We start from the raw sequence: 5,823 nt of genomic DNA, 5'->3' as shown, positions 1-5,823 counted from the left end.
GTCTTCCTGTTCCTGGAAACCGACGACTTTGCCCGCGACCATGCGGCGATGCTGGAGAAGGGCGTCGAATTCCGCGAAGCACCGCGCTTCGAGCCCTATGGCACGGTGGCGGTTTTCGCCGATCTGCATGGGAATCTCTGGGATCTGATCGAACCAAAACGATAGGCTGACGGCCGGCTTTTCCCCGGCAAGGGAAAGCGGCCTAACCCCAGTTGCTTTTTCCCAGCGCTCAGCCTATATCGCCGGTTCTTGAACGCGCCCATCGTCTAGCGGTCAGGACACCGCCCTCTCACGGCGGGAACAGGGGTTCGATTCCCCTTGGGCGTACCAAGTTTTTCGACAAATTTGCAGGATGCCGTCGATTTCGTTCTGAAGTCGACGACCTCGATACTGTGGCGTTTGGGAAACCAGATCTGCACAGGTAGCCGCAGCCTTGAAAATCCCAGTGGCACCAACCACTCAGGCCTTCATTTCATTCGTCTGGTAAACGTTAACGGACCCGAAACCGAGAACCTTAACGCCCCCGCAACTCACGGCGATATATTAGTTGTCGCTTTATTAGCTGTAGGAGGTTGACATGAAGAAAATAGCCTGCCGTTTCGCTTGGGACGAGTCTGGCGCGACCGCGATCGAGTATGGCTTGATCGCGGCTCTTATCGCGCTCGCGATCATCACCGGCGCCGGGGCGGTTGGCAATTCGCTCAACGGGATCTTCACGAACGTCGGCACTACGGTCAACAGCAGCGGCTCGTAAGTCGGTACCTCAATTCGGTCGGCCGTCGGCCGGATCGTCGACCCTCAGCCTCCAAAAGCGTAACGTGTACGCCCTTCCGATGTCCGGCATCGGAAATGCGGACGGCGCACTCTCAATCATCCGGCTTATCCGTTGCGTCGCTGCGTTCGTCGCTTCTGGCGCCGTGGGGCTGTTTGCATTAGCATCACGTCACGGATCCTGAGGCACGGTTCCAGCGGCGCACAGAACGCCGGATGCCGGGCAGATTCGCCGACCAGTTGATGCCGTGGGGAGGAAGGCCAATGCAGAAGCTGCAATCTCAGGGCGTCCACCACATCACGCTGGTCGGCGCCGGGCGCCAGACCTCTATCGATTTCTGGGAAGGCGTGCTCGGCATGCCGTTCATCTTCGAACAGCCCAACCTCGACAAGCCGAGGGAAAGCCATCTCTATTTCGATCCCGGCGACGGCCGGCTGATCACCATCTTCACCGACGAGAGCCGCACACCGGAGAAGCGGCGCACGCCGACCGATCCGGGCTGTGTCCACCACATCGCCTTTTCGGTGTCGCGCGTCACCTTCCTGCAGGCGGTCTCCCGGCTTGACGAGCGCGGCATCAAGCACAGCGGCGTCAAGGATCGCGGTTTCATGGATTCGATCTATTTCGAGGATCCGCTCGGCCTGCTGATCGAACTGGCGTCCTACCGCTTCGAACCGCCAGCGGGCTTCACCCACGCCGATGTGCTGATGGAAGCGCACAGGCTGCGGGTCGCGCGCGGCGACTACAACATCGCCGAAGTGCATCTCGCCGATGCGATCCAGGCGCTCGTCGAACGTTCCCGCGCCACCTTGTCGGACGATCGGGCGCCGAAGAACCCATACTGAACAGACCAGAGGGAGGAACAAGATGGCCAAGACAGCGACGAAGACTGCCGGGAAATCCGCGGCCAAAGCTGCCGCCAAGCCGGCCGCGAAAGCTGCGGCAAAGCCAGAAGCCAAGGCGGCCGCCAAGCCTGCGGTGAAGGCGACGGCAAAAGCCGCGCCCAAGGCCAAGCCGGCCAAGAAGCCGGCGTTGAAGCTCAGCATGCTGAAGCCCAGCGTCAACAACATGACCGTGCGGGTGTTTGCGCGCGCGGCCGGTTTCGACCATGCCGAGACCGATGCCTGGGGCCACACCCGTTCGCCGGAGTTCATGGCGCGAAATCCCGCCCATTTGACACCGATGATCGAGGACAAGGGCCTCCCTAGAGGCGTGTTGTGGGAAAGCTGCGCCATCATGCAGTATCTCGCCAACAAGCACGGGCTGGAGAAATTCTATCCGAAGGCGCCGGCCAAGCGGGCGATGGTCGACAGTGCCATGTTCTACCTGATCGGTACGCTCTACCCTTATGTGGCGCGCGCCACCTATCCGGCGCTCGGCTTCCCACAATATGCCGGCGAGGTCGGCCACAGCGACGCGCACCCCGACAGGAAGTCGGAGGCCCAGAAGGCGGCGATGGCGGCGATCGCCGAGCCGCTCGAAGTGTTTCACAGCTTCTTCAGGGACGGCAAGCCGTTCATCGGCGGCAAGCATCCTTCGATCGCCGATATCCGCCTGGCGGCGACGCTCGAATTCCTGGCCGTCGTCGACTATGCCTTGCCCAAGTGGGCGAAGGACTATGTGGCGGCGATCGAGAAGACGCTCGGCAAGGCCTATAGCGAGCCGGCCGGCGATGTGCGCGGCTACATCGCCCATGTGAAGTCGCAGGCCAAGGCCTGAGGTTAAGGATACGTTAACCAAAGCCCTGTCTACTGCAGGCAATTCGCTTTCGGCCCGCGACCACGGATGTACTGGCGCAGAACGTCGTAGCGATAGGAAAGGTCGGCGCAATGCCGGCCTTTTGCTTTTGCACGCCATCGCCAAGTGCGATCTGGCACGCAGGCCTCGTCCAGTGTCGCTTTTTTGGCGTCAACTTTTTTCGAGAGATATTGTCATTGCCGGCGTTGGCCCTACCATCCATCTCGGCAGTCCGGCATGGATTGTCGGTCAGGCATGAGACGAGGGCTGGCGATGAAAAGCGTTGCGAGACGGATTGCGGTTGCGGGCGTGATGCTGGCGGCCGTTGTCCATGCTTCGAGTGCAGCCGAACTCAACACGATGGACGATGTCGGGGCAGCGATCCAGGCATGCTGGACACCGCCGGCGGACGCCGGGACCGCCAGCGTCACCTTGAGCTTCAGCTTCAAGCGGGATGGGACGCTGATCGGCCCGCCGAGGCCGACGGCCATCAAGGTGAATGGCGATGCCAAGGCGAAAAAAACATTTGTCGATGCCGCGACAGCGGCCCTGCGGAATTGCCTGCCCCTGACTTTCTCGGCGAAGCTGGCGCAAGGGATCGCTGGCAACGTGTTTACGTTGCAATTCGCCTCTCCCAAGTAAGCCTCGTTGTCGGGTCAGTGGTGACTGCGCCTGGCCTCGGCATGCCGGGCAAGATCGGGCGTCTCGAAGACGTAGTCGCTCCAGGCTGATTCAGGAACCTGGCCGGCCAGATAGCATTCCAGCAACAGGCTTTGCTCGGGATTGAGTGGCCTTGGCGCGCGCTGGTCCAGCCCCAGCGAGTGAAACAGGTTTCTTGTCAGGTCGGAGACGGTGAAGTGGATCGACATCTGCGTTCTCCTTTTGGTCCTTCAACGCGGAAGACCGGGCAAAGGTTTCGAACGCATGGCGATAATGGCGCATTGATCTCGGTCCGTCGCGCTGCAGGTCCTCGGCGATGGTCGGCTTGCGCTTTCTTTCGAGTTTCGTCTCAATCTTGAAATAAAAATGTAATATCGAATTTACATGAGGTGACGTAGTGCAATAGACAATAGGTCATTCATGTCGAAATTCTTTAGATTATTAGGAACTACTCATGTAGCCGAAGCTTGCTGAAGTCATGAACTCTAAATTCCGGGTTCTCCGCAAAAAGGACCAAGTTGTCCCGATGATCCGTTTCTGGCCTTCCATGGTGATCGCATTTATTTCGCTGGCGGCAGTTTTGTTCGGTACGCTTTCGTCCTACGCGGACAGCTGCGGCGCGATCAGAAGCCAGTTGCTTTCGGCTGGCCGCAGCGGCGGGGCGAGCCCGGAGCTTGCCCAGTTGCGCCGGCAACTTGCAGCCATCCAGACTATCGAGAGACAGCGCCAGTGCACGGCGAAGAGTTCGCTTGGTGGTCTCTTCAACGCTTGCGCCGATCTCGCCAGGAGCCGCTCGGATGTGCAGCGCCGGATTGCTGCCGCTGGGAATTCGGGCCGCGACACAGCGGGCCTGCAGGCGCGCCTCGTCGCGCTTGGCTGTGCGCCTTCGGCAAAGCAACGGCCTGTGCGCGCCGCGCCCAGCACCCAATCGGCGAGCACCACGTTCGCCGGCAATGCGATGCTGTTTTGCGTGCGTCTGTCGGACGGATATTTCTTCCCGGCGCCAAAGTCGCAATTCGCCGCCAGCGGCGATCTGAAGGAGACGGTCGATCAATGCCGTTACATCTGCGATGACCCCGGCGTCGACCTCTACACGTTGAACGACGCCAGCCTCGAAACCGACCAGATGACCGCGCTCGACACGCGCAAACCCTATACCGAGCTGCCGGCAGCCTTCAGATATCGCGATGATGCGAATTTCAAGGCATGCGACGTCAAGCGCTACTACCAGCGGGTCACCGAACTGCGAGCCAGGACCGTGACGCCCGCCAACATGCGCAACGCCATTATTCCGTTGCCGACGGCGAAGCCGGATCTCGGCACGGTTGCGGCCGTCCCCGGGATCGATGCCGAAGCCCCAGGTGCCGCCCAGCACCTTTCGATCGAGGCCGGCGAGCGGCCGGTGCGCTTGGTCGGCCCGGCATTTTTCCCGGCCGAATGATCGCCGGTCTTCCCCGATTTGCGATCACCGGCGGCGGCGTGCCTGCTGCTATGCGGCTGCGCGATCCGTCTGGAACAGAGGGGCGCTCACGGCGTTGTGATCGACATCAGCCGGGAGGAACGCCATGGCTACGTTCAGGGAAATGCGGGTGCTGGAGATCGTCGAAGACGACTCGCTGACCACCGAACAGAAAATCGCCGAACTGCGCGAGATCGAATCCGAGGCGCGTGGGTTGCAGCGGGCTGCCTCGGAGGGTCCAATGGACGACGATGACGGTTGGCAGGAAGATCTGCGTCAGGTTCGTCTTGCACTCGACAAGCTCGGAGCGAAGGAGCCGAAAAAAGGCGCTGCTTCCCTGTGAAAGCCCGTTCGCCGAGCTATCCGCGGATCGTGTTTTTTGACCGAATCCCGCTTTTAGGACCAAGCTCCAATCTAATCGCAGACCATGCGAGCTCTCTTGCCAGGCTCGCTGACGTTCCTGCAGGTCAGCGACTTCGCCGGCGCCGATAGGGACGCCGACGCAGGCAACCTCGTCTGGTGCCGTTTCGGTGCGGCATGGCTTACCTTGCGCTCGGAAAAACGCCGGGGCGGCTGCGGCGCCACCGGAAAAGCGCCGTTTTCGACCTCGGATTGGCCGTAGTCGACATTCGGTGGCGGCCGGTCCCAGAAGCGCCGGACATCGAGCGGCCTCGGGATGACGACCGTGCCGTCATAACTGCGCGAGCAACCGCCGCCGAAAAGCAGCGCCAGCCCCATGAAAAAAGGCACAATCCGTCCAAGCATCAGCAATACCCCTGCCGTTGCTTATATAGCGGGTTCGACCCCGCCGACAACCGGGCGGAATGAAGCTAACTGACCGTTAAGGTTAGCGGATCCTTAATGCTTCTCGGGCACATTTTGCCGACGAACCGCGGAGGAGGGTTCGGCCTTGGTTTTCGGGGTGGGGACGGCATGGCGGAAGCGAACGAAACAATCAGCGCGCGCGGCAAGCGCGCGCCTCGCAGATCCACAGCGCATGGCGACGATGCATCATCGTCCGCCTCTTGCATGGATTCGAACGATGCGCTTCGCCAACTCGTCGAAGCCGGTTCCGACTGGGTCTGGGAGACCGACGCCGAACTGCGCTTCTCCTGGCTCTCGCAAAATTACCAGGCAGCCACCGGCATCGATCCGGCAAACGTGCTTGGCCGGTTCCGCTTCGACTTCCTCAATC

General features: G+C 61.1%; 10 protein-coding genes and 1 tRNA gene. 9 read left to right on the top strand and 2 right to left on the bottom strand.

From position 1 onward, the window contains the following. The 6 genes from EN964_RS38730 to EN964_RS21895 all read left to right on the top strand — a co-directional run. Window positions 1-165: VOC family protein (locus EN964_RS38730; RefSeq protein ID WP_373565066.1), on the top strand; the 165-nt coding region annotated here is incomplete at its 5' end. Between the two features lie 90 nt (window positions 166-255). Then, a tRNA-Glu gene (locus EN964_RS21915) sits at window positions 256-330 on the top strand. A 247-nt stretch (window positions 331-577) separates the two neighbouring features. Next, window positions 578-754 carry a Flp family type IVb pilin gene (locus EN964_RS21910; protein WP_127268029.1) on the top strand — a complete coding sequence of 59 codons (177 nt, stop codon included), beginning with the start codon at window positions 578-580 and terminating at the stop codon, window positions 752-754. Window positions 755-1,035: 281 nt separating this feature from the next. Then, window positions 1,036-1,617 (top strand): VOC family protein, encoded by a 582-nt coding sequence (locus EN964_RS21905; protein WP_127268028.1) that lies wholly within the window; start codon window positions 1,036-1,038, stop codon window positions 1,615-1,617. A gap of 22 nt (window positions 1,618-1,639) precedes the next feature. Then, the gene (locus EN964_RS21900) at window positions 1,640-2,491 is read left to right on the top strand and encodes a glutathione S-transferase family protein (protein WP_127268027.1); all 852 of its coding nucleotides are present in this window, start codon (window positions 1,640-1,642) and stop codon (window positions 2,489-2,491) included. 291 nt (window positions 2,492-2,782) lie between these two features. Beyond that, on the top strand, window positions 2,783-3,151 hold the full coding sequence (locus tag EN964_RS21895; RefSeq protein ID WP_127268026.1) for a hypothetical protein: 369 nt from the start codon (window positions 2,783-2,785) through the stop codon (window positions 3,149-3,151). A 14-nt stretch (window positions 3,152-3,165) separates the two neighbouring features. On the opposite strand, the gene EN964_RS21890 is transcribed toward EN964_RS21895, so the two are convergent. Continuing rightward, window positions 3,166-3,378 (bottom strand): hypothetical protein, encoded by a 213-nt coding sequence (locus EN964_RS21890; RefSeq protein ID WP_023810978.1) that lies wholly within the window; start codon window positions 3,376-3,378, stop codon window positions 3,166-3,168. A 317-nt stretch (window positions 3,379-3,695) separates the two neighbouring features. On the opposite strand from EN964_RS21890, the gene EN964_RS21885 reads away from it, so the two are divergent. Together EN964_RS21885 and EN964_RS21880 are read left to right on the top strand one after the other, a co-directional pair. Then, window positions 3,696-4,610: a DUF2865 domain-containing protein gene (locus EN964_RS21885; RefSeq protein ID WP_127268025.1), complete on the top strand. Its 915-nt coding sequence runs from the start codon at window positions 3,696-3,698 to the stop codon at window positions 4,608-4,610. Between the two features lie 124 nt (window positions 4,611-4,734). Then, window positions 4,735-4,971 (top strand): hypothetical protein, encoded by a 237-nt coding sequence (locus tag EN964_RS21880; protein ID WP_013529265.1) that lies wholly within the window; start codon window positions 4,735-4,737, stop codon window positions 4,969-4,971. 71 nt (window positions 4,972-5,042) lie between these two features. On the opposite strand, the gene EN964_RS21875 is transcribed toward EN964_RS21880, so the two are convergent. Further along, on the bottom strand, window positions 5,043-5,393 hold the full coding sequence (locus EN964_RS21875) for a hypothetical protein (protein ID WP_127268024.1): 351 nt from the start codon (window positions 5,391-5,393) through the stop codon (window positions 5,043-5,045). 168 nt (window positions 5,394-5,561) lie between these two features. On the opposite strand from EN964_RS21875, the gene EN964_RS38725 reads away from it, so the two are divergent. Further along, window positions 5,562-5,823: PAS domain-containing protein (locus EN964_RS38725; protein WP_164775923.1), on the top strand; the 262-nt coding region annotated here is incomplete at its 3' end.

The sequence above is a fragment of the Mesorhizobium sp. M7A.F.Ca.CA.001.10.2.1 genome (assembly GCF_003998575.1).
Taxonomy (GTDB): Bacteria; Pseudomonadota; Alphaproteobacteria; order Rhizobiales; family Rhizobiaceae; genus Mesorhizobium.
Note: the sequence above shows the minus strand (reverse complement) of the source record. Positions and strands in the feature narration are given on the sequence as shown.

Coding starts and splice junctions, on each gene's coding strand:
- EN964_RS21875 (WP_127268024.1), bottom strand. CDS start 5,393: ATGCTTGGACGGATTGTGCCTTTTTTCATGGGGCTGGCGCTGCTTTTC.
- EN964_RS21905 (WP_127268028.1), top strand. CDS start 1,036: ATGCAGAAGCTGCAATCTCAGGGCGTCCACCACATCACGCTGGTCGGC.
- EN964_RS21885 (WP_127268025.1), top strand. CDS start 3,696: ATGATCCGTTTCTGGCCTTCCATGGTGATCGCATTTATTTCGCTGGCG.
- EN964_RS21895 (WP_127268026.1), top strand. CDS start 2,783: ATGAAAAGCGTTGCGAGACGGATTGCGGTTGCGGGCGTGATGCTGGCG.
- EN964_RS21900 (WP_127268027.1), top strand. CDS start 1,640: ATGGCCAAGACAGCGACGAAGACTGCCGGGAAATCCGCGGCCAAAGCT.
- EN964_RS21880 (WP_013529265.1), top strand. CDS start 4,735: ATGGCTACGTTCAGGGAAATGCGGGTGCTGGAGATCGTCGAAGACGAC.
- EN964_RS21890 (WP_023810978.1), bottom strand. CDS start 3,378: ATGTCGATCCACTTCACCGTCTCCGACCTGACAAGAAACCTGTTTCAC.
- EN964_RS21910 (WP_127268029.1), top strand. CDS start 578: ATGAAGAAAATAGCCTGCCGTTTCGCTTGGGACGAGTCTGGCGCGACC.